Annotated in this window: 18 protein-coding genes and 5 pseudogenes; 17 read left to right on the forward strand and 6 right to left on the reverse strand. The window is 67.3% G+C overall.

All coding sequences use genetic code 11. The features are described from left to right. Window positions 1-12: 12 nt before the first annotated feature. Window positions 13-1,086 (forward strand): LacI family DNA-binding transcriptional regulator, encoded by a 1,074-nt coding sequence (locus tag ACIBBD_RS23490; RefSeq protein ID WP_399421444.1) that lies wholly within the window; start codon window positions 13-15, stop codon window positions 1,084-1,086. A gap of 177 nt (window positions 1,087-1,263) precedes the next feature. Here ACIBBD_RS23490 and ACIBBD_RS23495 read toward each other — a convergent pair whose 3' ends face one another. After that, the gene (locus tag ACIBBD_RS23495; RefSeq protein WP_399421445.1) at window positions 1,264-2,964 is read right to left on the reverse strand and encodes a multicopper oxidase family protein; all 1,701 of its coding nucleotides are present in this window, start codon (window positions 2,962-2,964) and stop codon (window positions 1,264-1,266) included. Window positions 2,965-3,110: 146 nt separating this feature from the next. Here ACIBBD_RS23495 and ACIBBD_RS23500 point away from each other — a divergent pair, with 146 nt between their 5' ends. Further along, complete coding sequence (locus tag ACIBBD_RS23500) at window positions 3,111-3,404, forward strand: hypothetical protein (protein WP_399421446.1); 294 nt, start codon at window positions 3,111-3,113, stop codon at window positions 3,402-3,404. A 391-nt stretch (window positions 3,405-3,795) separates the two neighbouring features. On the opposite strand, the gene ACIBBD_RS23505 is transcribed toward ACIBBD_RS23500, so the two are convergent. After that, window positions 3,796-4,017, reverse strand: a complete 222-nt coding sequence (locus ACIBBD_RS23505; RefSeq protein ID WP_399421447.1) for a hypothetical protein — start codon at window positions 4,015-4,017, stop codon at window positions 3,796-3,798. A 406-nt stretch (window positions 4,018-4,423) separates the two neighbouring features. Here ACIBBD_RS23505 and ACIBBD_RS23510 point away from each other — a divergent pair, with 406 nt between their 5' ends. Continuing rightward, window positions 4,424-4,720 carry a GYD domain-containing protein gene (locus ACIBBD_RS23510; RefSeq protein ID WP_399421448.1) on the forward strand — a complete coding sequence of 99 codons (297 nt, stop codon included), beginning with the start codon at window positions 4,424-4,426 and terminating at the stop codon, window positions 4,718-4,720. Window positions 4,721-4,899: 179 nt separating this feature from the next. On the opposite strand, the gene ACIBBD_RS23515 is transcribed toward ACIBBD_RS23510, so the two are convergent. Beyond that, on the reverse strand, window positions 4,900-6,789 hold the full coding sequence (locus ACIBBD_RS23515; RefSeq protein WP_399421449.1) for a galactose oxidase-like domain-containing protein: 1,890 nt from the start codon (window positions 6,787-6,789) through the stop codon (window positions 4,900-4,902). Window positions 6,790-7,160: 371 nt separating this feature from the next. Here ACIBBD_RS23515 and ACIBBD_RS23520 point away from each other — a divergent pair, with 371 nt between their 5' ends. The 4 genes and pseudogenes from ACIBBD_RS23520 to ACIBBD_RS23535 form a co-directional block, all read left to right on the forward strand. Beyond that, the gene (locus tag ACIBBD_RS23520; RefSeq protein WP_399421451.1) at window positions 7,161-9,431 is read left to right on the forward strand and encodes a Dyp-type peroxidase; all 2,271 of its coding nucleotides are present in this window, start codon (window positions 7,161-7,163) and stop codon (window positions 9,429-9,431) included. A gap of 667 nt (window positions 9,432-10,098) precedes the next feature. After that, window positions 10,099-12,282, forward strand: a complete 2,184-nt coding sequence (locus tag ACIBBD_RS23525) for an AIPR family protein (protein ID WP_399421452.1) — start codon at window positions 10,099-10,101, stop codon at window positions 12,280-12,282. Between the two features lie 407 nt (window positions 12,283-12,689). Beyond that, entirely contained in the window at window positions 12,690-15,404 is a 2,715-nt protein-coding gene (locus ACIBBD_RS23530; protein ID WP_399421453.1) for an N-6 DNA methylase, read from the forward strand. Between the two features lie 537 nt (window positions 15,405-15,941). Beyond that, window positions 15,942-17,220 (forward strand): annotated as a pseudogene (locus tag ACIBBD_RS23535) (IS481 family transposase); the annotation flags it as partial. 566 nt (window positions 17,221-17,786) lie between these two features. Here the strand turns inward: ACIBBD_RS23535 and ACIBBD_RS23540 are convergent. The 3 genes and pseudogenes from ACIBBD_RS23540 to ACIBBD_RS23550 form a co-directional block, all read right to left on the reverse strand. After that, a complete protein-coding gene (locus ACIBBD_RS23540; protein WP_399421549.1) occupies window positions 17,787-18,179 on the reverse strand; it encodes a hypothetical protein in 393 nt (130 codons plus the stop codon). Beyond that, window positions 18,179-18,607 (reverse strand): annotated as a pseudogene (locus ACIBBD_RS23545) (ATP-binding protein). The gene ACIBBD_RS23540 and the pseudogene ACIBBD_RS23545 overlap by 1 nt, the downstream one beginning before the upstream one ends. A gap of 46 nt (window positions 18,608-18,653) precedes the next feature. Beyond that, entirely contained in the window at window positions 18,654-19,061 is a 408-nt protein-coding gene (locus ACIBBD_RS23550) for an NUDIX hydrolase (RefSeq protein WP_399421550.1), read from the reverse strand. A 107-nt stretch (window positions 19,062-19,168) separates the two neighbouring features. On the opposite strand from ACIBBD_RS23550, the gene ACIBBD_RS23555 reads away from it, so the two are divergent. From ACIBBD_RS23555 to ACIBBD_RS23600, 10 genes and pseudogenes are all read left to right on the forward strand, one after another. Beyond that, window positions 19,169-19,954, forward strand: coding sequence for a GntR family transcriptional regulator (locus tag ACIBBD_RS23555; protein ID WP_367529854.1), 786 nt, complete (start codon window positions 19,169-19,171; stop codon window positions 19,952-19,954). A gap of 142 nt (window positions 19,955-20,096) precedes the next feature. Beyond that, window positions 20,097-20,418: pseudogene (locus tag ACIBBD_RS23560) on the forward strand (hypothetical protein). A gap of 60 nt (window positions 20,419-20,478) precedes the next feature. Beyond that, window positions 20,479-21,273 (forward strand): annotated as a pseudogene (locus tag ACIBBD_RS23565) (FtsK/SpoIIIE domain-containing protein); the annotation flags it as partial. Between the two features lie 88 nt (window positions 21,274-21,361). Then, window positions 21,362-22,009, forward strand: a complete 648-nt coding sequence (locus ACIBBD_RS23570; RefSeq protein ID WP_399421454.1) for a DUF2637 domain-containing protein — start codon at window positions 21,362-21,364, stop codon at window positions 22,007-22,009. A 12-nt stretch (window positions 22,010-22,021) separates the two neighbouring features. Then, entirely contained in the window at window positions 22,022-22,213 is a 192-nt protein-coding gene (locus ACIBBD_RS23575; protein WP_399421455.1) for a mobile element transfer protein, read from the forward strand. A 15-nt stretch (window positions 22,214-22,228) separates the two neighbouring features. Continuing rightward, window positions 22,229-22,423, forward strand: coding sequence for a hypothetical protein (locus tag ACIBBD_RS23580; protein WP_399421456.1), 195 nt, complete (start codon window positions 22,229-22,231; stop codon window positions 22,421-22,423). Window positions 22,424-22,448: 25 nt separating this feature from the next. Beyond that, a complete protein-coding gene (locus ACIBBD_RS23585) occupies window positions 22,449-22,694 on the forward strand; it encodes a SpdD protein (RefSeq protein ID WP_399421551.1) in 246 nt (81 codons plus the stop codon). A 157-nt stretch (window positions 22,695-22,851) separates the two neighbouring features. Next, on the forward strand, window positions 22,852-24,162 hold the full coding sequence (locus ACIBBD_RS23590) for a replication initiator (RefSeq protein WP_399421457.1): 1,311 nt from the start codon (window positions 22,852-22,854) through the stop codon (window positions 24,160-24,162). Continuing rightward, on the forward strand, window positions 24,138-24,332 hold the full coding sequence (locus ACIBBD_RS23595) for a helix-turn-helix transcriptional regulator (RefSeq protein ID WP_399421458.1): 195 nt from the start codon (window positions 24,138-24,140) through the stop codon (window positions 24,330-24,332). Before ACIBBD_RS23590 ends, ACIBBD_RS23595 begins: the two co-directional genes overlap by 25 nt. Further along, a pseudogene (locus ACIBBD_RS23600) lies at window positions 24,329-25,701 on the forward strand (tyrosine-type recombinase/integrase). The gene ACIBBD_RS23595 and the pseudogene ACIBBD_RS23600 overlap by 4 nt, the downstream one beginning before the upstream one ends. The last annotated feature ends 10 nt before the right edge of the window (window positions 25,702-25,711 follow it).

Here is a 25,711-nt window from a genome sequence, read left to right on the forward strand (position 1 = left end):
GAAGCACCCACCATGACCCGAAGCGCCGCCGACGGCCCGGCGACCAGGGGACGCAGCAGACGCAACTTCGCGGGCGCGCGCCCGGTGATGGACGACGTGGCGAAGCTCGCCGGCGTCTCCAAGCAGACGGTCTCCCGGGTGCTCAACGACAACCCGTCCGTCCGCGCCGAGACCCGCGAGGCGGTCCGGGCGGCCATGCGCACGCTCGGCTACCGCCCGAGCCGCAGCGCCCGCTCGCTGGCCAGTGGCCGCACCCGGATGCTGGGCGTGATCTCGTTCGACGCGGCCCGCTACGGCCCCGCCTCCACCCTGACCGCGATCAACACGGCGGCGCAGGAGGCCGGTTACCTGGTCAGTTCGATCGCGCTGGACACCGCCGACCGCGCCACGGTCGTCCAGGCCGCGGACCGCCTCTCGGCGGAGGGCGCCGACGGCGTGATCGCGATCGCCCCGCAGCTGTGGGTGGCGCGCGCCCTGGCGGAGGCCCGCCTGGACATGCCGCTGGTCGTCATGGACAACGACCTCGGCGACGGCACCCCCGTCGTCACCTCGGACGCCCGCACCGGGGCCTGCGAGGCCACCCGGCACCTCCTCTCCCTCGGCCACACCACCGTCCGCCATGTCGCCGGCCCCACCGGCTGGACGTCGGCCGACCGCCGGGCGGAGGGCTGGCGGGAGACCCTCGAGGCGGCCGGCGCCGAGATCCACGCCCCCCTCGTCGGCGACTGGAGCGCCGACTCCGGCTACGACCTGGGCCGCGAACTGGCGAAGGACCCCGCGGTCACCGCCGTCTTCGTGTCGAACGACCAGATGGCCCTCGGCGTCCTGCGCGCCCTGCACGAGGCGGGCCGCCGCGTCCCGGACGACGTCAGCGTGGTCGGCTACGACGACATCCCGGAGGCCGCCCACTTCCTCCCGCCCCTCACCACGATCAGCACGGACTTCACGGACATCGGCACCCGCTCCCTCCGCGTCCTGCTGCACCGCATCGACACCCCCGCCACGCCCCCGCCCCCGCTGACGGTCGTCCCGGCGGAACTGCGCGTCCGTGCCAGCACGGCCCGGGCCCGCGGCCGGCACGACTGACCGCCCCCACCGCGACAGCGCCACGCCACCGGCGACACCGGCCTGCGGACCGTTCGCCTCTCCGGAGAACGCGCCCCGGCCGGGCACCGTCAGCCCGGCCGCGCAGCGGCGCCGACGGCCGGGAGGAAGGGGGGTGGGGCCGACGCCGTGCGGACGGTGGGGACGCCGGTGCCGCGGTCATCTGCGGTAGCCGAGGATGGTCATCATGCCGGACTCGGCGTGGTACTGGTTGTGGCAGTGGAGCATCCACAGCCCCGGGTTGTCGGCGTCGAAGTCGACGACGAGCTTGCGGTGCGGCAGGACCAGCGCGGTGTCCTTCCGCGCTCCGGCCGAGTCGATGCCGGTGAGGGCGAAGGTGTGGCCGTGCAGGTGCATGGGGTGCCACATGTCGGTGGCGTTGATCAGGGTCAGGCGGACCCGTTCTCCTTCCCGTACCGGGTGGCGCTCCTCGACGGAGTACGGCCGGTGGTCGAAGCTCCAGTCGAACTTCCCCATGCTCCCGGTCAGCCTGAAGCGCATCTCGCGGTCCGGACCGCGGTCGCAGAAGGCCACGGAGTCGTCCGGCACGAGCCGTCTGGCCGGCACCACCTTCCCCTCCAGCTCCTTCGGATGCACGGAGGGCCGGGGCAGGCCTCCGCTCCCGGTACGCAGCACCGCCAGGGCCCGCGCCTTCTTGCCCTCGGCGAGCGCGACCAGCGGGAACACTCCGTCCCCGGCGGTGACCAGCACGTCGTAGCGCTCGCCCATGCCCAGCAGCAGCGCGTCCGTGTCGGCGTGCTGGACCGGATAGCCGTCCGTGTGCGTCACCGTCATCCGGTGCCCGCCCAGCGCCACCCGGAAGGCCGTGTCACCCCCGGCGTTGATGATCCGCAGCCGGATCCGGTCCCCGGGGCGGGCCCGGAAGACCGAGGGAGCGTGCGCGAGCCGCCCGTTGACCAGGTAGTACGGATACCCGACATGGCCGCCCTCGCTGTGCAGCAGGCGACTGCGGGCGCCGTGCAGGACACGGGAGGGGCCGACGTGCTTTCCGGTGCCCGGAGGGTGCGCGGCGTCCTCACCCATGTCCATGGGCGCAGCTCTGCCGTTGCGCAACTGCGCGAGCACACCGTCCGGGGTGGAGCCGTCCACCCCGTCCACCCAGTCGTCCAGGACGACGACCCACTCCTTGTCGTAGGCGAGGGGCTCCCGGGCGTCCTCGACGATCAGGGGGGCGTACAGGCCGCGGTCGAGCTGCATCCCCGAGTGGGAGTGCAGCCAGTACGTGCCCGGGTGCGCCACGGCGAAGCGGTAGCCATGGGCCGCGCCGGGCCTGACGGAGTGCTGGGTCAGCCCCGGGACACCGTCCATGTCGCACCGCAGACGGATCCCGTGCGAGTGCAGCGTCGTCGGCTCCGGCAGATGGTTGACGAGGGTGAGGTCGAGGATGTCCCCCGCCGTGACCCGGACCTCCTTCCCGGGCAGCGTGTCACCGTACGCCCACGACCGGACGGTCCGCCCGCCCAGATCGAGCGACACCTCGGTGGCGGTCAGCGTGAACTTCCGCAGCGGCCCGGACCCGCGTTCCCGCTCGGCGGCGAGAACCTCGGGATCGGACGGGTTGACGAACCCCTTGGGCCCCTTGGGAACGAATCCGCCCCCACCACGCCCGGCGTCCGGAGCCACCGGGGGAGAGCCGCCGGTGCCGGTGCCGGTGCCGGTATCGGGACCGGATCGGGAGCGGGTGCCGGGCCCGGGCCCCGGCCGGGGAGCGGTCTCCGAGCGGGTGCCGCCCCCGCCCCTGGAACCCGAACCGGAAAGGAGAGACGAGATCACGACCCCCGAACCGACGGCGGCGACGATCGAGGCACCGAGGACGGTGCGCCGCGTATGTGTGTGCATAACTAAATAAGACATGCTTACTAGTCATATATGTGACAATTCGGGCGGCGCGTCCGGTGAATCCCGCACCACCCCCACGCCGCACCGTCCGCGGCATCTCCTAGGCTGAGCCACCGATCAGACAGCTCGGAGGGGAGGAGCGGGGGGTGGAAGACGCCAAGAACCTGCTGGCCGTCCTCGATGCGGCAGTGGCCGTGCTCAAGGAGCCCTTGAGGGAAGAGGACCGGGGGCAGGGCTGGACCGATGACCTCCGCAGAGAGCTACAGGAAGAGATCTCGGTCAACCGCTCGGTACTCCGCCGCCACGGCACGCCCATGGCACGACACCTGCGCCCCCGCTTCGACGAGTGGATGGACCGCGAGAACGTACGCCCCGGACGCCTCCGGGACGTGGTGAGCGATGCGCAGCGGTCACTCGTGGCCGCGCGGAGTGTGACGTAGGAAACGCGTGGCGACCGGGGGCTGTGGCCGGGCCTGACACAGCCTGCCCCGGTCGCACGCCACCCGAGGAGCGAGCGAAGGCGGCCCGTGGCCGCCCGCCGTGACCACCGTCACCGAGCCGGCACCACAGTCACCGATGGGAATCGATACGCCCGGGCTACGCCACACCCGTACGGGCGGCCGCTCCCTGCCCCTCCTCGAACGGGAAGGTCTCGTCCTCCCCGAAGTCCGGGGCGTGGAAGGGGTTGGTCGTCGGAGGCGGCGATACCGCGGCGGGACAGCGGGGCGCCTTCTCCGGAGCGGAGAACAGCGAGGTCAGTTCGATGAGAGGTCTCCCATTGGTTACAGGCCCCTGAAGGGGGCCTGGCGTGCCATGACCGGCACAGCGGTCCTACAGCTTGGTCATCTTGGAGTACGGGCTCAGGATCCGCTGCTGCGCCGACCCGAAGTCGACGAGCGCCGCGATCCCCTCCTCCACGCCGATCACCCGGCCGAGGCCGTACATGTCGTGTGTGACCTGGTCACCCACGGCGAACTGCTTGGGCGGGGCCGTGACCGGAGCCTTGAAGGGGCTGGTAGGCAAGTGACGCTTCGGTGCGAATGGCTTTGTCATTGCCTCCAGTATGCGCCTGCACCCATCCTCCTCGCTGCGGCCGTCCACGTCGACCGCCGACAGGCCCGGACGACAACGATCGTTCGAGGAGTTCGATCAAGGGCTGGCCGGGGCCCTGCGCGCAGCTCTGCTCCGGCGGGCAGGAAGGCGACCCCGCCCCTGCGCTGGTACGCAAGCCGGGCCGGACTCCCTCGGCGGGCCGTCCAGTCCGGCAAGCGGGACCAGGACGGGGCTCACGCATACGGTACTTCCCTGCTGGACGGCTGGGCACTGAGATGTTCCGGCCACCGTGACCAACAACTTGTGATCGCTCGCATTACTCGTTCAGACGCGCACCTTGTGCGTGTTTCCGCCCTTCCACCCAGGCTTGGACTCGCAATGCGTTCCCGGATGAAGGTGAAAGTCCATGCCGACGTATGTCACGTTGCTGAACTGGACCGACCAAGGGGTCCGGAACTACAAGGACACCGCGAAGCGTGCCGAGGCCTTCGGTTCAGCGGTACAGAAGCTCGGGGCGAAACTCCTGAACGTCTACTGGACCGTCGGTCCGTACGACCTCGTGGCCGTGGTTGAGGCGCCCGACGACGAAACCGCCACCGCGGCGCTTCTGCAGCTCGGCGGGGTGGGGAACGTCCGTACCACGACCCTGCGGGCCTTTGACCGAGAGGAAATGGATCGCATCATCGCCAAGGCCGCCGGCTGAGGACGAACGGAGACGTCCATGCCGAAGGCCCTGGCCGTGATGGGCCCAGGGCCTTTTGCCGGTGCCCCCAGCCTGAGTAAGAAGCCCACGGAAGAAGCCCAGCTCAGAAGGCGTCTGAGCTGGGCTTCAGCGAAGCCGCCCGCGGGACTCGCGGCAGCCACGTCAGAGTCAGGCGGTCATTACTTCCTGCCCGGGGTCTGGCCGCCCGAGGTCGGCTTGACCTGGACCCAGCCGGCGGTGCTGGGCACGCCCTCCTCGTTCAGGAGGAAGAGCATGTAGTAGCCGGGAGGGGCGGCATTGGCCGACGGTGGGGCCTGGAGTTCGAGGAAGTTGCCGCTGCGGCTCTTGATCCGCAGGTCGAGGTGGCGCTGGCTGGTGTTGACCGAGTGGGTCGCGGTGGTCGGCGCCAGCAGGACGGCACGGGTGACGTCGGAGGCGGTGTTGCTGCTCACCGTGATCTTGTCGTTGTACCCGACGGACGGGTTGAACACCATGCCGAGGTGGGGACGGCTGCCCTGCTGGAGGTAGGCCGGCTCGTAGATCTCGATGCTGCCGTTCATGTCGTCCGTGATGTCGGGGTCGTTGGCGAGCTGCTGGAGCTCGTCACCGGTGACCATCACCCGGCCGTCCGGGAGCACCACGGCGTTGGAGTGGTAGCCGCGCGGCAGCCGCTGGGCCGGGCCGAGCCTCCAGTTGCCGTTCTCGTCACGCAGTTCGATCTGGCGGTACTTCAGGTCCGCGTTGGGGTTGTACGGGCCGTTGCCGTAGTCCCGGATGTCGTAGGCGCCGTTGACGGTCATCAGGGTCGCGTCCGGCATGAGCAGGGTGTCGTCCTGGGTGCGGCCGAAGGCGCGCGCCTTCTCCTTGCTCCACTTGCCGCCGACCAGCTGATACGTGTTCGGGTCGTCCCGGTCTCCGCCGAGTACCAGCACCGAGTCCGGGCCCTTGAAGCCGGCCGGGAGCGGCACGGCCGAACCGTAGTTGCGCGGCATGTTGTCCGGTCGGGGAGCCAGGTCCGTCCGGGTCTCGGCGGCGGGGTCGAAGGTCCACTGCTGCTCGGGGTTCCGGCCCAGGCCGTAGATCTTGCCGTCCCGCAGGGAGAAGAGGTGCGGGTAGTCCCGCTTGAACGGGGCGTCGGCCCTGAACCGTTCCACCGCCCAGCCCTCCGGCTTGTCCGTCCTGGCCGTGGGCACGGGCTTGTTCAGGGCGGGGAAGCGCTCGACGATCGGGCTGGGGGTGCCCCAGCCGAGCTCCGACTGGCCGGACATGATCAGCTGCCGCCCGTCCGCGCCGGTCACCACCGAGGGGTACCACCGGCCGACCACCATGTCCTGGTTCTGGTACCACTTCTCCTCCCACGGGTCGAAGACGAGGGAGAGTTTCGCGCCGGTACCGCCGTTGCCGCCGAGGTTGCCGCCGAAGACACCGAGCATCCCGTTGGGCAGGAAGGAGTGGCCGGCACAGAAGAACGGCGCGGGGCGGGGCTGGTCGAGCCCGTCCGGCATGTTGATCACGGGCGGCGTGACCTTGGTGAACGAGCCCGGGCCGGTGCCCTTGGCCGGATCCCACAGGTACGCGCGGCCCGCGTTCTCCTTGCCGATGGTGTCGGTCGGGGCCGGCTCCTTCTGGGGGTTGCTCTCGATGCGCTCGAAGGAGAACAGCAGCACCTTGCCGGTGGGCAGCATGGCGATGTGCGCGGCGAAGTCCGGGGACTGGAAGTACTCCCGGAACCTGCCGGCGTCCAGCGCGTCGAAGTCCGCGTTGACCTTGGCCTGGGAGGCCGTGAGTGCCTTGAGCCGCTCGGTGCGGGTGGACTGCGGGTACTCGCCGACGGCCTTGACGGCCCGCCTGGTCATGGCGTGTTCCTCGGCGTGCTCCTCGCCGATGACCGACGCCTCGTCCGGGTCGGCCTGCGTCCGGTCGGCCGAGGGGGCGTCACCGCCGTGCCCGTGGGCGGCGGCCGGCCCGGACGACAGCGTGGTGAGTGTCAGCGCGGAGACGGCACACGCGGAGAGCGCCGCGTACAGCATCCGTCTGGACGACGGACCGGCCGGGTTCCTGGGGGACATGGGACTCCTTGCGAGAGAGAGGGCAGGGCGCGCAGCGGTGGTGTCGCGGCCGCGCCGTGGCACCGGGTCCGATGGCGAGCACATGACGGGAGCACATGACATAGGCGTACGGAACCAGCACACGGCAGAGGTGGGCGACTACTCACAGTGTTCGCGCGCCGGGTGATCTTTGTCGCGCGATACCGGGCAGGCGGGTGACCTCTCGGCGGCCAAGTGAGTCAGAACCCTTGTGGAACAAGGGTTTTACGCCACGACCCAGGACCGCGACGCGGCCGACCCGGAGATTCTCTCCACCCTCGCTTCGATCACGTAGCGTAGTTTCATGATTACTACGGCGACCTCATGGCATATGCGAACGTCAAGGAGAACACGTGACGGAAGATCTCAAACTGCGTCAGAGTGACGACATTCAGGGCGATGTGCTCGCGGGCTTCAAGAAGGACCGCATGACGCTGCTCTTCCTCAAGTTCGAGGACCCCGCGCGGGCACGCACCTGGGTGAAGCGGCTCGCCTCCCAGATCTCCACCACCAGACAGGTGGCCACCTTCAACGCGGCGTTCCGCAAGGCCAGACAGGCCACCGGCGGCGACGACCCGAAGACGATGAAGGCCACCTGGACGAACGTCAGCTTCACCTACGAGGGTCTGAAGGTCCTCAACGGCGGCAAGGACCCACTGCCCTCGGTACCGAAGGGCGGCACTCTGGAGGCGTTCAAGGAGGGGTCCCACAAGCGCTCACTGGGCGACACCGGCGACAGCTCACCCGAGAACTGGCTGTTCGGAGACGGCAAGGGCCAGACCGTGCACGCCGTGATCACCGTCGCCTCCGACACCGCCGAGGGGCTCCAGGACGCGTTGACCGCCCAGCGCGAGGCAGCCGCGCAGGCCAAGATCGTGATCGTCTTCCAGCAGAACGGCGCCACGCTGCCCGGTACCCGCCGCGGAAAGGAACACTTCGGCTTCAAGGACGGGGTCAGCGAGCCTGGGGTCATCGGCTTCGACGAGCCCGACCCGGAGCGGCCGGAGTACGTCAAGGACCACCCGGGCACCCGGCTGGTCCCGCCCGGTGAGTTCGTCATCGGCCACGACCGGGTCGGCGGGATTCCGTACGACGAGATGCCCGAGTGGGCCAACAACGGCAGCTTCCAGGTGGTGCGCCGGCTCGCTCAGGACGTCCCGGGCTGGTGGGCCCAGGTCACCGCGCAACTGAAGGTCCTGAGGAAGGCCAAAGTGGTGCCGGACGAGGCGACCACCGAATGGCTGGCCGCCCGCGTGGTGGGCCGCTGGCGCTCGGGCACGCCCGTCGCCAAGTGCCCGCACGCCGACATGCCGGACAACGCCCTCGCGAGCCAGGACAACGACTTCGGCTACCGCAACGACCCGGAGGGCTTCACCACCCCCCTCTTCTCCCACCTGCGCAAGACCAACCCCCGGGACAGCCTGCAGGAGAAGCCCGGCACGGACCCGTTCCCCGAGAACCCGGTCATGGACCGACGCCGGATCATCCGCCGCGGCGCCCCCTACGGCGCGCCCTTCGACCCGGCCTCGGACGGCCCCGGCGGCCCCGACCACCCGCGCGGACTGCTCTTCGTCTGCTACCAGTCCGACCTCGTCGAGCAGTTCGAGTTCATCCAGAAGAGCTGGATCAACAACGTCGACTTCCCGCCGAACCGCCCCGCGAAGCCCGGCCCCGACCCGATGGTCGGCCCCACGGGCAAGGTCGCCTTCGAGAGCCCCAACGCGACGACCGAGCTGAGCTTCCACCAGTTCGTCACCACCGAGGGCTCCGTCTACGCCTTCGTCCCCTCGCTCACCACACTGCGGCTGCTGGGCGACGGCCGCCTCACCGACAAGCTCCCGGACACCGTCCGGCCGACCGACGCCTTCCTGCCGATCCCCGACCGCCAACGGGACCAGGGCAAGAGCTGGTACTGGGCCTACGGGACCGGCGGCGACGGACCGGTCTGCCGCACCATCTCCATCGCCGACGGCGACGAGCACAAGGACGTCGTCGAACGCCCCGACCGGCCTCTGTCCACCTGGCCGTGCTACGACGGCGTGTCGAAGGTGGACGCGATCCTGCCGGTGCCGGACGAGCAGTGCGTCAACGGCCGCAGCCGGTACTGGCTGTTCCACACCGTGGAGGGCCGCCAGGTCTACCGGCTGATCTCGGTCGCCGACGGAGCGGAGTCCGGGCTCGCCCCCGACACAGCAGCCGCCGTCGACCGGCCCGACCGGCCGATCTCGGCCTGGGCCTCGTTCAACGGCATCACGCAGGTGGACGCCTTCCTGCCGGTGCCCGACATGCAGCGCCAGAACGGGAAGAGCCACTACTGGCTCTTCCACTCCTCCCTGGGGGAGCAGGTCTACCGCCTGATCTCGATCGCCGACGGCTCCGCACACAACGACGTCATCGAACGCGGCGACCGTTCGCTCAGCCTGTGGCAGTCACTGGCCGGCATCTCCCGCGTGGACGAGTTCCTCGCCCTGCCGGACATGCAACGCATCAACGGGCTGAGCCTGTTCTGGGTGTTCCACCAGCAGAAATACCGGATCATCTCCATCGCCGACGGCCACGGGCACAACGACCAGGTCGCGGTCGAGGACCGTCCGATCACCCTGTGGAAGTCCCTGACCGCCTGAAGCCCGCCCCACCGCCGCCCCCACTGAACAGGAACCCAGCTCGGACACTGCCTGAGCTGGGATTCAGGGAGCAGCCTTCGGGATCCGACCCCGAGACCTCGACCTGACGAGGGCCTGCCTGATCATGACGGCGAGTGCCAGCGCCTGAGATGACATCCTGTCGTTCCAGGTCAGTGCCGTGCGGCCTCAATCCCCACGACACCCAGCCCACCGTGTGCCGAACCGTCCGCCGACGCATCGGTCACGCGGGTCTGCTCTCCCGTGCCGGATCACGTCGCACCCTTCCACGCGGCTACGCTCCGGGCCCCGGAAACGGCTGCTGACCTGCGGAAACCCTGCCAGGAGCATGACGGTTGCCATGTCTGATCACTGGCAAAACGGCTGCTTCCGGCGACATGCGCCTGCACATACGCGAAGACCCCGGCCTCAGCGTTTCCGCTGGTGACGGGGTCTTTGGGCACCTCATGCAGGGTGCCCCCGGCAGGATTCGAACCTGCGCACACGGCTCCGGAGGGCCTGTGCACCGCGAGAGTCCGTGCAGGTCAGAGACGTTCTGTGACGAATGTCAGGAGCTGCGGTTCACGCCCGGTCCCGCAAGAAGAGTGCACGCGCTGCTAGCTCTGAGATAGGCTAATCCGCCCTGGCGTGGGGTCGGTAGGGGTGGGGAATGAGCAAGGGCCTGCAGGACATGCCGCTCGAGGTACAACACATCCGGAGCGCGTTGCTGCGGGAGTTCGAACCTCGTATCTCTATGGAGGACTTCGAGCAGAAGGACCCCACGGAACGCGAGACAGCCCTGTTGTCGAGGGCCGTATCCGCTAAGGCTGCGCGTATTCTGACGGACTGCACGTCAGACGAGGCGGCGGCTGGGGTAATCGATGGCCGAGATGATTTCGGCATTGACTGTGTCGCGTTCTCTACCTCCGGGTCTGAACTTTGGCTAATTCAGGCCAAGTGGAAAAATAAAGGAACAGCCGGCTTTGATACAGAAGCCGCCCTCAAGCTTGTGCATGGACTGAAGAAGCTCGATAATCGCGACCTCGATCACTTCAACGAGCGATTGCAACTCCTCGCTGATCGCGTGCACGGTGTGCTTCGACTTCCCACCTGTAAGGTCAATCTAGTCATTGCCCTAATCGGCGACGGTCGTCTCTCTGTTGAGACTCAGAACATCCTGAATGAGGCAGCTCATGAATTCGGTGGCCTTGGACGGACTGTCGAGTACAGAGTCCTAGACCAGCGAGACTTCCACCGAGCTGTCAGGGAAGATTTGGAACCCCAGCCCATCACTCTCAAGGCAACCATGGACAGGGAGTGGTACACCAGGGAAACCCCGTATAAGGCTGTCATCGGAGAAGTCAGCGCAGACCAGCTCGCTCATTGGTATGGCGGCAAAGGTGACGACCAGGGCCATGACAAGGGGCACGGGGAGCGCCTTTACGACCGTAACGTTCGACAGTCGCTAGGCTTGACTGGGGTCAACCAAACCATGGTCGAGTCGATGATAGAAGATCCTGAAGGTTTCATATACCGCCATAACGGGATCACGGTGCAGTGCGACAGGATCGAACAGGAATATCACGCCAAGCGGGCAGTCGGTCAACCTACTACCCTCATTCTGCATAATGCCAGTGTGGTAAACGGTGCGCAGACGGTAACCTCAGCCTTCCGCGCCTACGAAAGGGACCCAGAGGCTGTTGCGGACGCCTACGTCCTAGTGCGGATCATCTCTCTTGACGGGGCGCCAGAAAACTTCGGGCGATCAATTACCAAGGCGACAAACACTCAGAACCACATGGAGCGCCGGGACTTCATCGCTATTGATACCGTTCAAAGCGAAATTCAGAAGGATTTCCGGCTTTCCCTCGATAAAGAATACGTCTTCAGGCGGGGGGAGCTCGATCCCGCTCCAGAGTCGGGCTGCTCAGTCACTGAAGCTGCGACCGCCTTGGCGTGCATGCATCGGGACTCGTCCCTGGCTGTGCGGGTGAAGGGCTCTACTAATGTGTTGTGGGAAGAGGGGCGCGGGGGCGCTTACACGCGGCTCTTCGGGCAGCAGCCTACCGCTCAGCAGATTTGGCGTGCAGTGCAGGTTTTGAGGCTCGTGCGTGATCGGCTTACCGAACTGCGATCAAAGCTCTCCGGGCGTCCGGGCTCGGTGGTGGATAGTGGCTCCCTGCTGGTCGCCCATTTGGTGTTCCAGCGTATCGGCAGGGACAAGTTTGACGAGCCAGACGACGAATGGGCGGGTGTGTTTGCTGACGTGCCCGCGCAAGTGGACGCCGTGCTCACATGCCTTATTCCGATGGTCGACACTCTCTTTACAAGTAAGAGTTTCGTCACGAGCACCTTTGCCAACGAAGAACGCTGTGCCCGCTTGGTCGCGGCCGTGCTAGGAATGCTCGAACGTGGCACCGGGCCGGACTCACCGATGAACTTGAGCGCGTTCATTGAAGGGGCCTCGCGGAATAGAAGGCGCCGACCGCAGACCGTGCGTCTCCTTGTCGACCATGACGTCATTAGGGATGGTACCCCTCTCGTCTATGCGCCAAGCACCGCCGAAGAGGTGGCCATCGGGGCATGGCTCGACGCGGACCCGAGGCGTCGGCGAGCTAGTTGGGTCAATGATCGAAAAGCACCGCTTCTCTGGGAGGCTGACGGTAAGCGCTACTCGCCAACCGGACTCGTCTCTCAGATGTGGAACGCGGCCGACTGGAAAGAGCAATGGAGCACGGTTCAGGGCCCGAAACAGTGGAAAGTCTCGGGTGAGGGAACACTTGTTGACATCGCAGAGCGGCTTTGGCGGCGCATCACTGACGAGAGTGAAACAGAGGACGAGAGCCCGCTCTAGCGCTTCAGATATGGGCGCGCTTGGTGCCGCTGCACTTGACTAGCGCCACCAGCGGAACCAGCGCGTACGGCCGGCAGGCTGCAGCTCGGCAGTGGGGCCGCCGACTACGTTGTCCGCTTCTCTAGCCAGGCGGCCGCTTGACTGCTGGCGGCCGAGATCGCCGTGCTGACCTTCCTCTCAACCGGCCATCTGCAGGCGCGGCACAGGCACCCAATGGGCTTCGCCCTGGTCAACTTGGTGGACTAGGGCGGCGAGGAGCTTGCGGCCTTCCGTCAGAGCGCACGTAGTACAGGGCGGTGGACAACCATGTCGAGGTCGTGGGGTACATTGTGTCGTTTGGGATGGCTACTGGCGCGTCGGGCGGCCGGCCTTCTATCGTTCGCTAAGGTGCCAATCGGAGGAAGCCCGTGACTGAGGTTCATGGTTCCCGCAGCAACATGTTCTGTGAGCGGGCGGTGCTGGGTAACGAGGCCAGCGTCGAACAGTTCTTTGTGAACCGGCTTATCGCCGCCCTTGACTACTCAGACAACCAGGTGCGCCCGAAAGAGTCCCTGGATGAGCTGATGGTCAACCAAGGGCGCAGTCGCAAGAGGTACCGCCCGGATTATGCGCTCGAAGTCGACGGCACCGTGCGCTGGGTCATCGAGGCCAAGGCAGCGGGCGAAAACCTTGAGTCCTTCGTCGGGCAGGCGGCCAGCTACTGCCACCACCTGAACGCTTCACATCATGATGGAAATCCTGTCACCCATTTCTTGATGACGAATGGGCTCATGACTGAGCTCTATCAATGGGATCGACAGGACCCGATTTTGAGGCTGTCATTCACCGATTTCGAGGAGAGCAACCCGAAATGGAAGCAGCTCAAGGAAACGCTGTGTCCGGATAGCTTCTCGTCGCGACGTTGGACGGTTCAACCGACGCTTTTTGAGTCTTCGCTCACCATCAACCAAGCCTCCATCTCTGAAATCAATGCCGCCTTTGCGTGGTGTCACAAACTCATCTATCGGCGAGAGAACTACAGTTATTCTGCGGCCTTCATGGAGTTTGTGAAGGTTGTTTTCTTGAAGCTACTGAGTGACAAATCGGTGCACGACAACAGCAGGGCTGTCTTCGCTGATGATGGATCGATTGCAGTTCCAGCCTCCGAGGTGAAATTCTCGCTGTCCTGGATCGAGAGGATGGAGGAGGATAGTCCCAACCCAGTGGCGGACATCCAGTTCCGCAATCTCGTGCGCCAACTGGAAGAGGAAATCAGGCAGCGCAAGAAGAAGCGCATCTTCAGTCCCGGCGAGATCCTCGACCTGTCGCCGGAGACCATAAAGGGCGTTGTCGGTAAGCTGGAAAAGATCGATCTTTACAGCATGGACTCAGACCTCAACGGTCGACTGTTTGAAACCTTCCTTAACGCGACTCTTCGAGGTAAGGATCTCGGGCAGTTCTTCACACCTCGTAGCGTCGTCAAACTGGCTACACGACTAGCAGACCTGCAGGTGAGCCGCGAGCACGTCGACACCGTGATCGACGCGTGCTGTGGAACCGGCGGATTCCTTATCGAATCGCTTTCCGACATGTGGGGGAAGGTTGAGGCGAACCGAACTCTCTCCCCCTCGGAGAAGTCTCGCATTCGAGATGAGATCGCCACGGAACATATCTTTGGAATCGACGTAGCCAAAGAGCCTGCCTTGGCGCGAATTGCTCGAATTAACATGTACCTTCACGGTGATGGAGGCAGCCGCGTCTACCAGGTAGACGCTCTCGATAAACGCTTCCACAGTCATGCGGCCGAAAGCCAAGAGGTGCGCAGCGAGAAGGAAGAGTTCAAGCGTATCGCTGGCCAGCAAGTGTTCGACGTCGCGCTTACGAATCCTCCCTTCGCCAAGGAGTATGCGCGGAAGACGGACGCGGAGCGCCAAATTCTTGAACAGTACGAACTGGCCTATCAAAACACCGCCCGAAGCCGCACTCCAGTAGCCAGGCTGAAGTCCAGCATGATGTTCATCGAGCGGTATCACGATCTGCTGAAGCCCGGTGGACGACTGGTGACGGTGATCGATGACTCGATTCTGGGTGGAGATCGTGAGGAAAGGGTGCGCTCTTTCATTCGCGAGAAATTCATCGTGGTGGCTGTCGTGTCACTTCCTGGAGATGCGTTTCAAAGGTCCCAGGCTCGAGTTAAGACCTCTATCGTGGTGCTGCAGAAGAAGAACTTCCCGGAGGAGGAGCAGCGCCCGATTTTCATGTACTACTGCACTCGAGTCGGTATCGATGAGGTGGCGCGACAGCGTGTCCTTCCGGTCGATGAGCTGAATCGGAAGGCTGCAGAGCAAGAGATCGAAGAGGTCGGCAAGCTTTATCGAGCTTTCCTGAACGGTGATACCGCGGCTAGCGACTGGATCGTGCCGGCTGAAGCGATCAGTAAGCGTATGGACGTGAAGGCGTGTCTGCCAAGTGCAGGTAGAAACGTAGAGAAGTGGGTGAGGGAGGGCCACAGAGTGGCTAAAGTCGGAGAACTTCTTCGCCCGGCCTTCTTCGATTCCGAGGATGCCACGCTGCTGAATTCCGATCGGTCCGAAGACGTCATCCTGGCCGCGGATAGCGACGAAATGGTTACTCTTCTCAGGGTTCGGTATGACGGAACTCCCGAAGTGGGCGAGACGATCGCCGCTTCAGATTCCACATACGACACTCTTTACAGAGTGCGGGCTGGCGATATCGTCATTAGCCACATCAATGCTGTCCATGGTGCTGTCGCAGTGATTCCCGAGCAGCTGGATGGTCTGGTTGCCACAAAGGAGTACACGGTCTGTCGGCCGCGTGAGGGGTACCACCCGTTCCTGATTTGGCAGATGCTAAGGACGCCAGAGGCTCGAGCCGACCTTCTGCTCTCCTCAACGGGCATGGGGCGAACCCGAGTCGACTGGAACATTGTGTCCAAGCTCCAGTTGCCCGTGCCTTCAGAGGAAGTAAGTAGAGCAACCGTCGAGGCAATTCAGAAGGCACGTGACTTGGAGCAGCAGGCTCGCGAGTTGTACCAATCGGCGGGCACGTCTATCGGCACTGCGTTGAACTTGGACAACGCAGAGGCGCGAGCTCTGCTCGCTGCTTTTAAGCCTCCGCGGTAGCAGGACCGTTGCCTGAGCGCCAGGTACGCCGGGGCAACGATGCCGTCCCGCGCGGTCGGTGGAGCGGCTTTGGGCTGGAGCTGCTTTGGCGCGAGTGATCATGGCCCCGTAAGCTTCCGGCGCGTCGGGCAGTCTGTGGACCCGCCCGGTAAAGCACGACGTTGGGGCCATGATCTTCGAGGCTCGCGCCAAAGTGGCTGCCTAAAGCCGTGGAGCCGACCGCCCCAGCCACGACGTACCCCTTCTCTGGCATCAGGCGGCTGAATGCTCAGAGTGCGGCACGGACGCCGGCCGGGCTGGAGCGGGGCGGAGACAGGAGCGCAGGCCCGGCCGGGGGCCGTGCCGCGCGCGGTGAGCGGAGCGAGCCGCCTTGAACCAGTAGAGAAAGTTGTAACTCAGTCTGTGGTGTGGGGCTGTCCGGTCCCGGGAGATGCTTGACACTTCGGTCCCAGCTGATGGTTGACAGTGGCCGTGATCGGCTTTTCTGTGCGCGTCGTTGCGGCGTGTGGCGGGAGGCCGGGATTGGCGCTGGTGGAGTTGTCGGTTGTCGAGCAGAGATACCGGGCTGTGCTTGCGGTGCTGGCGGGTGCGACGGTGACGGAGGTCGCCGCTCAACTGGGGGTCGCGGCAGACGGTGAGCGGGTGGAAGTCCCGGTATGAGGCCTCGGGTCTGGCTGGGCTGGTGGACCGTTCGCGCAGGCCGGCTTCGTGTCCGCATCAGGCGTCTGCGGAGGTGGAGGCGGCCGTGTGCGAGCTGCGGCGCAAGCATCCTCGGTGGGGTCCGCGGCGGATCGCTCATGTGCTGGAGCGGTCCGGGGCGGTGGCGCCGGTGCCGTCGCGGATGACCGTGTATCGCATCCTGGTCCGCCATGGGCTGGTGGAACCTGGGGTCCGGCGGCGGAAGCGGTCGGACTACAAGCGCTGGCAGCGGGACCGTGCGATGCAGCTGTGGCAGATGGACATCGTCGGCGGGGTGATGCTGGTCAACACGGTCACCGGCGAGCTGACCGAGGCGAAGATCGTGACCGGTGTGGATGATCATTCCCGGTACTGCGTGATCGCGTCGGTGGTCGAGCGGGCGACGGGGCGGGCGGTCTGCGCGGCGTTCGCGCAGGCCTTGCAGACGTTCGGGGTGCCGGAGGAGGTGCTGACGGACAACGGCAAGCAGTTCACCGATCGGTTCGGGCAGGGTGGTGAGGTGTTGTTCGACCGGATCTGCCGGGAGAACGGGATCGCGCACCGGCTGACGCAGCCGGCGTCGCCGACCACGACGGGCAAGGTCGAGCGGTTCCATCAGACGCTGCGGCGCGAACTCCTCGACGACTGCGGTGCGTTCGAGAGCATCGAGGCAGCTCAGGCGGCACTGGATGCGTGGGTTGAGGAGTACAACTGCGATCGTCCGCATCAGGCGCTGGACATGCAGTCGCCGGGAGACCGGTTCACCCCGGTGCCCGAGGAGGAGCGGGATGTGCTGGGGCTGAGGGTGCCCGGGGTGCTTGCGCTGGTGCCGCGGCAGCGGACTGCCCCTGCGGAGCCGGATTCGGCCGAAGCGGTGGTTGCTGCGGCCGGGCTGTCTGAGGCGGTCCCGGCAGTGGTGCCGGTGGAGCCCGTTGGGCCGGTGGAGTTCGAGCGGGTGGTGCCTGCGAGTGGGAATCTGCAGGTCGCGGGCAAGCAGTTCTGGCTGGGGCCGGCCCGGTCGGGTCTGACGGTGACGTTCTGGGCCGACACGCAGGTGATCCATCTGCTGATCGCCGGGGCGCGGATCAAGAGCGTGCGCTCGCACTTGTCCGTGGCGGATCTTGCCCAGCTGGCAGCCCGGGGCGGTCGAGCGGCCGGACCGGCGCCGCTGCCGGCTGGGGACGGGACGGCGTTCGAGGTGGACAGGGTGGTGAACAACAGCGGGCTGGTGGGCCTGGGAGGGCATCAGGTGCTGGCGGCGGAGATTCTGGGCGGTCGTGCGGTGGGCATCCGGATCGACGACGAAACCCTGTCGTTCTTCGATCTGTCCTCGCGGGAGCTGCTGCGGGTGCGGCCCAATCCGCTCACCCGCGACCAGGTGCAGCGTCTTCGTGGTCTGCGGCCCGCGGGCCCGCCACCGCGTCCGGGCGTCGAGCCGGTGAGGGTGCAGCGGCGGGGTCAGCGCGGTGGGCACGGTCATGGTCTGCCGCCAGACCGTCTCCCTCGGCCGTCCCTACGCAGGTCAGACGGTGACCGTGCACGTGTCGGACACGGCGATCAGCGTCGAGCTGGACGGCCAGGTCCGCCTCATCCGACGCACCACCGACATTCCCGTCCGCCACGTGAAAGCGAACAAGCCCCACAAGGTTTCCGATGTTGTCTAGGCCTACCGTCAAGCGTCACCTGGGACCAGAACGTCAAACATCACCTGGGACTAGACACTGTGGTGTGGGGCTTAAAGTCGTGCGCACAGGCTGGGAGTTCGATGCCCTGTCGGTGTGCGAGAGGCAGGAAGAGCACTGGGCGGATGGTCCAGGTGATGCGGGTGCTGGCGTGGGTGATCGTCACCGTGCAGGGTTCCTGACGCAGCAGGGCGCGCCTGGTTTCGCTGCGGCCGTCGTGGAGCCAGGCCCATGCCTCGTCTGAAGCGTCCGTGTCGAGTGCTGGTGAGATCGTGCGGAGCGCGATGGCTACCCATCTGTCTGCCTGGGGTGCCGAGTACGCGTCGAAGGAAGCGCGAAAGGCCGGCCCTTCTGTCGTCTCCCTGAGGCTTTCCGTCCAGCACTCGCACCAGTAGCCGCGGGCGGGCTTGTCCATCAGCACGGGTGGGCTCCCGGTCGGGTGTCGGTGAAGAGTTCCGCGGTGACGGTGTGGCCGCTCTGGTTGCTGTGGACCACCACCCGGTGAGCGAGGGCGCTGACCATGCCGAGTCCTCGGCCGTGTTCCGCCTCCTGGTCTTGGTGCTCGACCTTAGGGGCCGTGCCCGTGCCTCCGTCGTCCGTGACGGACAGGGCGATCACCTATGGGGAGACCGCGACGGCCAGATGAAAGCTGCCGGATGTCTGGCCACTGGCCGTGTGGAGGATCGCGTTCGCGCTCAGCTCGCTGACGATCAACTCGGCGTCCTCGGCTAACGGCGATCCCCGCAGGATGTCGCGGGTCCAGCGGCGGGCCCTGCTGACCTCTTCTGGGAATCCTGGGCAACTGAGTCCCCAGACCCGGGCGCCACTCGTATACTCGTGCATACAAGTCCCTTCGTGCTGGTAGGCCGCCATGTGCAGCGGGTTCGGGCTAGACGAGTTTCACGCCGTCGTGGGCGCGGACGGCCGGCGGGGACGCCGCGTCGAGTGCGTCAAGGACGCGGATCGCGTACGCCTCGTCGGCGAGTTCGATGACTTCTTCGCGGGTGGCCCAATGCAGTGCGCGGGTCTCCTCCCCCGTGGTGGGAGTGCCGTCGGCCGCCTGGCAGCGGAAGACGAGGGAGACGATCAGGCCCGTCATGTTCTTGTAGACGCCGGTCAGGGCCGCGGGAAGCGCGATCTTGATGCCGGTCTCTTCGAGGACTTCGCGCTGAAGCGCCTCGGGGATGGTTTCCTCGCGTTCGAGGACTCCGCCCGGGGGCTCCCACTTACCGTTGTCTCGGCGCTTGATCAGGAGGGCCCGGCCTTGGTCGTCGACGACGACCCCGGCGACGCTCACGGAGTGCGGGCGTTCTGTGCTCACGTTCCTCGGCCCTCTCGGCTGACTAGGCTCTCCACCGTAGCAACAAGACTCGCCCACTCGTCTAGATACCTAAAGGAGTACGCATGGCGTCTCTACCGAGCATTCTCGGCGGCCTCGACCCGACCAGTGATCGTGCGGTCTTCCGGCAGATCGCCGACCAGCTGCGCGAGGCCATCGACCGTGGCCGATTCAAGGAGGGGGAGAAGCTGCCCTCCGAGGCTGAGCTGGTCGAGCATTACGGGGTTTCCCGGATGACGGTCCGGAACTCCTTCTCGATCCTCCAGGGCGAGGGCCTGGTGCACGCCGAGCACGGCCGGGGCGTCTTCGTCCGGCCCCGGCCTCCGGTGCGCCGCCTCGCCTCCGACCGGTTCGCCCGGCGCCACCGCGAGCAGGGCAAGTCCGCGTTCATCGTGGAGGCCGACGCCGCCGGCAGTCACCCCACCGTGGACAGCCTGGAGGTGAAGGAGGAGAAGGCCAGCCAGGACGTCTCCACCCGGCTCGGCTCCGTGCGGCGCGTGCTCGCCCGGCGTCGCCGGTACCTGCTCGACGGCCGGCCGGTCGAGTTCGCCACGTCGTACCTCCCGCTCGATATCGCCCGCGGGACGCAGATCGCCGAACCCAACCCGGGCCCCGGCGGCATCTACGCCCGTCTCGAGGAGCTGGGTCATCAGCTCGACCACTTTGAGGAGGAGATCCGGGCCCGGATGCCTTCGCCGTCCGAGGTGAAGACGCTGCAACTGGCCTCCGGTGTGCCGGTGATCCACCTGATCCGTACCGCCTTCGACACGGCGGGGCGGGCCGTGGAGGTCTGCGACACGGTGATGGCGGCCGACGCGTACGTCCTCTCCTACCAGCTTCCGGCGACCTAATCGGCGGTGCGCGAGGCCACTTCCTCGGACTCGTACACACCGACACACATACTCGTATAGACGAGTGGGCAAGTCGTGTGGCAAGGTGATCCCGTTCCCGGCATCCCCGGGTTCGAAGGAAACATCTTGTCTAGACGAGTAGATCCTGCTGACCGAGGCGCCCGAGCCCAAGGTCCGCGACCGGCAGTCGGGCGAGATCGCGAAGGACGCCGTCAGCCGTGAGGCGCTGATGACCATCGGCGTCGTTTACATCGAGGAGGGGAGAGTCGTCCCTGATCAAGGTGACCGTCCCGGAGAGCGGGGTGTCGGAAGGGCTCGCCCTCGGCGCCCCGGTCTCCCTGCCGGGCCTGGTCGCCCGACCGTGGGAGAGCGTCTTCAATGGCCAGCAGCGGCACGGCATCGCCTTCCGGGCCGCCGCCGTCACTCCGGCCGCCTTCCCGGCCGCCGTGGGGGCATCGGCCTGATGACCGACCTGGCAACGCTTCTGGAGGTGGGTGGTCCCGTCGCCGCACTCGGCGGTGGGGTACCTGCGTCACCTCGTCGCCGGCCTCGCCCGCCAACCCGTCGCCCTGGTCGGAATTGACTGCAAGCGGGGCGTGGAACTGGCGCCCTTCGCTCCGCGCCTGTCGGCGCTCGCCACCGACCCGGAGCAGGCGGCCGAACTGCTGCCCGTGCTGATCAAGGAAATGGAGGACCGGTACGACCTGATCAAGGCCCGGCAGGGCATCGTGCCGAGCACGCCGGACGAGGAGATCACCTCCGACATCTGGGGCCTGCCCGAGCACGAACGCCCGGTGCCCGTCGTGCTGTTCGTCGACGAGGTGGCCGAACTCTTCCTCGTCGCCACGAAGAAGGACGAGGAACGCCGGGACGAGATGGTCACCCAGCTCATCCGGCTCGCCCAGCTCGGCCGGGCGGCCGGCATCTATCTGGAGGTCTGCGGCCAGCGCTTCGGCGCCGAACTGGGCAAGGGCGCGACCATGCTGCGGGCCCAGTTGACCGGCCGCGTCTGCCACCGCGTCAACGACGAAGCCTCCGCCAAGATGGCACTCGACGACATCGCCCCCGAGGCGGTCGCCGCCGCCTGCGCCATCGCCCCCGAACGGCCAGGCCTCGCCGTGGCCGGTGACACCTCCGGCGGCTGGTCCCGCATCCGCACGCCGTACCTCTCCCTCGGTGACGCCGCCGAGACCTGCCGCGAGTCGGCCCACCTGGTCCCCGACCTGCCCGCGCTCCAGCCCTTCCAGCCCGACGTGCCCGTACGGCCGCCCGTCGAGACACCGGGCCCGGTCGTACGGCCCCGCCCGGTGACCGACTGACCCGCTTTCGCACGCATCCCCGGTCGGCGTGACCGCCTCACGCCATGTCCCTACCCCTTCCATGCCCCAACCCGGAAGGAGCCGCAGCATGCGCGCCCACCTGGCCCGCGTCGACGCGGTGCTCGTCCAAGCGGTCATCGCCGCCGCGCTGTCCTTCGCCCACCTGCACGACGTCGCCTCGGCGGCCGGACAGGACGGGTGGAAGGCGTGGGCCTATCCCGTCTCGGTCGACCTGTTGCTCGTCGCCGCCTGGCGCCGACTGCGGTCTGGCGACGCGAAAGCGGCCGGGTGGTGCTGGTTCCTGATCGCCCTCGCCGCGTCCCTCGGCGCGAACGTCGCCACCGCCGGACTGCTCGACCTGGACGACGTGCCGGCCTGGCTCCGCATCCTCGTCGCGGGCTGGCCCGCGGTCGCCTTCCTCGGCGGAACCCTCCTCGTCCACTCGTCGCCGACCACGCACAACGAGACCAGTGACGCCGTGGGCCATGAGGCGCCCGAGGACATCGAGGACCGGGAGGACGCGCCCGATCCCGCACCGGAACCCCCGGCGCCTCCGGCAGCCGAGTCGGTACCGACCCCGCCGTCGGTCACCGTCCCGGCCGCCCTGGTCGAGCACGCCCGCAAAGTCGCCGCCGAGCACCACGCCCGCACCGGAACGGCCATCGACCCCCCGACCCTGCGCGCCCGCCTCGGCGTCCCGCCGCCCATGGCCGACGCCATCGCCGCCCAGCTCTGAAAGGAGACCCACGTGAGCGCCAACCGCCGCTTCCGCTCCGTCACCCGCATCGGCCCCGTCCAGGTCGGCACCGCCCACGACAACCGGGGCCGCGAGAAACACACCGCCGCCTGCACCGCCCCGCGCTGCAACTTCTCCGCCGACTACGACAGCCGCGCCGCCGCCGAACTGGCCGCCCGTACCCACCGCTGCCCCGTCCGCTGAAAGGACCCGCACACCGTGACCGTCAGTCTGCCGCTCGTCGTCCTCCTCGGCCTCTTCGCCTGGGGAGCGGTCAAGTTCCTCGGCGTCCGCACGTTGATCGTCGTTCTGATCGCCCTTTTCGGCTTCTGGCTCTCGGACACCTTCCTGGCCCCCGTCATCGAATCCGGCACGCGCTCCGGCGTGGGCATCGTCAACGGCTCACATGACTAGACGAGTAGATAAGGAGAACCTCGCCGTGTTCCTGCCCAAGTACCCCGACAGCCCGACGCCGCCGCTCGCGCACCCGCACACCGTGGCCGATCAAGTGCCGGCTCGGCGGCCGGCTCCTCAGATCTCCGTCAGCACCGGAGCGGTCGCGGCCGTCCTCGTCGGCGGCGTCGTGCTGACCGCGCTCCTGGCCGCCGTCGCCGTCACGGCCGTCTCCGTGGCCGTCGCCGCCGTGGTCCTGCGCTCGCTGCTGCGCGACCAGCACCGCCGCTGACGCACCGGACCCCCGGGGCGGCCTCGATACCGCCAAGCATCCGCCGCCCCGGGGGCCGTCTCCCTCCAGCCGAACCAGAAGGAGAAAGCCATCATCACTCGCGCCACTCCGCCTCCGCTCCGCGAACTCGGCGAACTGGCTGGCTGCCCTCGGCACCATGCCCGCACTCCTGCGCCAGCTCGCCGGCCTCGGCGGCTGCACGCACCCAATCCGCCTCGACGGCCACCGCACCGAGTACGCCGTCGACACCCGCACCGGCGAGATCGGTGGCGTCCTCCACCACCTCGACTCCTCCAGCCTCCCGGCCGGTCACCTCCTGGTCCGCTGCAACAACCGCCGCACGACCCGCTGTGCGGCCTGTGCCGAGGTGTACCGCCGCGACACCTTCCACCTGATCACCTCCGGACTGCGCGGCGGCAAGGGCGTCCCCGAACGCGTCGCCGCCCACCCGCGCGTCTTCGCCACCTTCACCGCGCCCAGCTTCGGCCCAGTCCACAACCGCCCGACCGGCCCGGCCGGCTCGGTCCGCCGCTGCCGCTGCGGCACACTCCACGACCAGGACGACTCCGCACTCGGCACCCCGCTCGACCCGGACACCTACGACTACGAAGCGGCCGTGCTCTGGAACGCGCACGCCGGTCCGCTGTGGCGGCGCTTCTCCATCTACCTGCGCCGTGAGGTCGCCAAGCGCGCCGGGCTTGCGCAACGGGCCTTCCGCGAGTACGCCCGGGTGTCCTTCGCCAAGGTCGCCGAGTACCAGAAGCGCGGGGCCGTCCACTTCCACGCCGTCATCCGCATCGATGGCCCCAAGGGCGGCGACACCCCGCCTCCCGCCTGGGCCACCGCCGAGCTGCTGACCGACGCCATCCGGGCCGCCGCTGCCGCCGCCCGCGTGGACGGCCCGGTCATCGACGGTCGCGCCCATGCCTTCGCCTTCGGCCGACAGCTCGACGTCCGCACCATCCGCTCGGCCGACTTCGACGGCGACCAGGAGCTGACCGAACGGGCCGTCGCCGCCTACATCGCTAAGTACGCCACCAAGGGCGCCGAGACCGCCACGGGAGCTCTGGACCGGCCGCTGAAATTCCTCGCCGAACTCGCCCAGCTCGACATTAGCGACCACGCCCGCCGACTCATCCGCACCGCCTGGGCCCTCGGCGCCCGTAAGGACCTGGAACACCTCCGCCTGCGGGCCTGGGCCCACATGCTCGGCTTCCGCGGCCACTTCTCCACCAAGTCCCGCCGCTACTCCACCACCCTCGGCGCCCTCCGCGACGCCCGCGCCGAATGGCGCCGTGCACAGGCCCTGGCAGCGGCCGCGACCGACCCGGACACAACCCTCGTCCTCGCGCACTGGGTCTACGCCGGAACCGGTCTCACCGACGCCGAAGCCTGGCTCGCCGAATCCCTCGAACCCGCCCTCGGAACGGAAGGAGAACCGACATGGACCACCGTCACGACGAGCTGATGACTGTCCGCCAGGTGCTCGACGAACTGGGCGGTGTCTCTCGACAAACCTTCTACCGCTGGCGGGAGCTGGGGCTGGGGCCTGAGGCGTTCAAGCTCCCCAATGGAGAGCTCCGAATCTGGCGAAGCGACTTCGCCACGTGGCTGCGACAGCTGGAGGCGGCGGCGTGAAGTCTCTCGACGTGAAGGTCTGGGGCGTCCGTAAGCGGGACACCAAAACGCCCTCGTACGGTGTCCGCTGGTCCGTGGCAGGCAATGTCTTCTCGGAGTCCTTCCGCACCAAGGCGCTCGCCGACCACTACCGCACGAAGCTGATGCGGGCGATGCGCGACGGCGAGGAGTTCGACACGGAGTCGGGCCTTCCGGCCTCGATGGAAGAGAAGAAGTCGGCCGTGTCGTGGTACGCCTTCGCTCTCAGGTACCTCGCCATGAAGTGGCCCCATGCCGCACCCAACACACGGGACGGCATCAACGAATCACTTACCAGCGTGACGGTGGAACTCCTCGACGACCGCGCCGGACGTCCGTCCGATGAGGCGCTCCGTAAGGCACTTCGTAACTGGGCCTTCGTCTTGCCGGGGCCTGACGATCGGGAAGTCCCGGACGACGTGCGGAACGTTCTCCACTGGGTGTCCAAAGCCTCTCGACCGCTCGCCGATCTCGCTGAGCCCGCCACGGCCCGCGCGGTTCTCGACTCACTGAAGCTCAAGCTCGACGGCACGGCAGCCGCGGCGGAAACCGTGCGGCGTAAGCGTCGGACGCTCGTCAATGCCGCGAACTATGCGGTCGATCGGGGGAACTGCGGGAGAACCCCATCACGGCGGTCCGCTGGCAGAAACCGAAGGTGTCCAACCAGGTGGACCCGCGCGTCGTCGCCAACCCTGAGCAGGCTCGCAACCTCTTGGCGGCCGTCTCCTATGTGGGCGGATACCGGCGTGCCCGCGGCCGTCGCCTCGTGGGCCTGTTCGCCGCCATGTACTTCGGCGGTCTCCGGCCGGCGGAAGCGGTCGGTCTTGTCGAGACGGACCTGGCCCTCCCCAAACAGGGCTGGGGCTCGGCGCTGCTCCACCGGACCCGCCCGTCGGTCGGCAAGCAGTGGACCGACTCGGGGGAGACCCACGACGACCGCGGGCTGAAGAACCGACCGACCGAGGACGTGAGGCGGGTGCCGATCCCGCCTCACCTCGTCGCCGTGCTCCGCGAGCATCTGGCGACCTTCGGTACGGCGGACGACGGACGGCTCTTCTTCAGCGAGAAAGGCTCGGTCGTCCCCTCCTCGACCTACTACCGCGTGTGGCAGGAAGCCCGGCTCCTCGCGCTCCCGCCGGCCGTCGCAGCCTCGCCGCTCGCGAGTCGGCCGTACGACCTCCGCCACTCGGCGCTGTCGACGTGGCTCAATGCCGGAGTAGATCCCACCGAGGTCGCCGAGCGCGCCGGCAACAGCGTTGAGGTCCTGCTGACCCGCTACGCGAAGTGCCTCGACGGCCGGCAGGACGTCGCCAACCGGCGTATCGAGGACCTGTTGCGTGAATACGAGTGATCGCACGGAA

Origin of the sequence: Streptomyces sp. NPDC051315 (assembly GCF_044455165.1) — a bacterium.
In the GTDB taxonomy this organism is placed as follows: Bacteria; Actinomycetota; Actinomycetes; order Streptomycetales; family Streptomycetaceae; genus Streptomyces.

Bases quoted from the DNA above. Each gene is read 5' to 3' on its own strand.
- ACIBBD_RS23510 (WP_399421448.1), top strand. From the start codon at position 4,424: ATGCCGACGTATGTCACGTTGCTGAACTGGACCGACCAAGGGGTCCGG.
- ACIBBD_RS23525 (WP_399421452.1), top strand. From the start codon at position 10,099: ATGAGCAAGGGCCTGCAGGACATGCCGCTCGAGGTACAACACATCCGG.
- ACIBBD_RS23570 (WP_399421454.1), top strand. From the start codon at position 21,362: ATGCGCGCCCACCTGGCCCGCGTCGACGCGGTGCTCGTCCAAGCGGTC.
- ACIBBD_RS23495 (WP_399421445.1), bottom strand. From the start codon at position 2,964: ATGCACACACATACGCGGCGCACCGTCCTCGGTGCCTCGATCGTCGCC.
- ACIBBD_RS23540 (WP_399421549.1), bottom strand. From the start codon at position 18,179: ATGGACAAGCCCGCCCGCGGCTACTGGTGCGAGTGCTGGACGGAAAGC.
- ACIBBD_RS23555 (WP_367529854.1), top strand. From the start codon at position 19,169: ATGGCGTCTCTACCGAGCATTCTCGGCGGCCTCGACCCGACCAGTGAT.
- ACIBBD_RS23515 (WP_399421449.1), bottom strand. From the start codon at position 6,789: ATGTCCCCCAGGAACCCGGCCGGTCCGTCGTCCAGACGGATGCTGTAC.
- ACIBBD_RS23590 (WP_399421457.1), top strand. From the start codon at position 22,852: ATGCCCGCACTCCTGCGCCAGCTCGCCGGCCTCGGCGGCTGCACGCAC.
- ACIBBD_RS23505 (WP_399421447.1), bottom strand. From the start codon at position 4,017: ATGACAAAGCCATTCGCACCGAAGCGTCACTTGCCTACCAGCCCCTTC.
- ACIBBD_RS23595 (WP_399421458.1), top strand. From the start codon at position 24,138: ATGGACCACCGTCACGACGAGCTGATGACTGTCCGCCAGGTGCTCGAC.
- ACIBBD_RS23490 (WP_399421444.1), top strand. From the start codon at position 13: ATGACCCGAAGCGCCGCCGACGGCCCGGCGACCAGGGGACGCAGCAGA.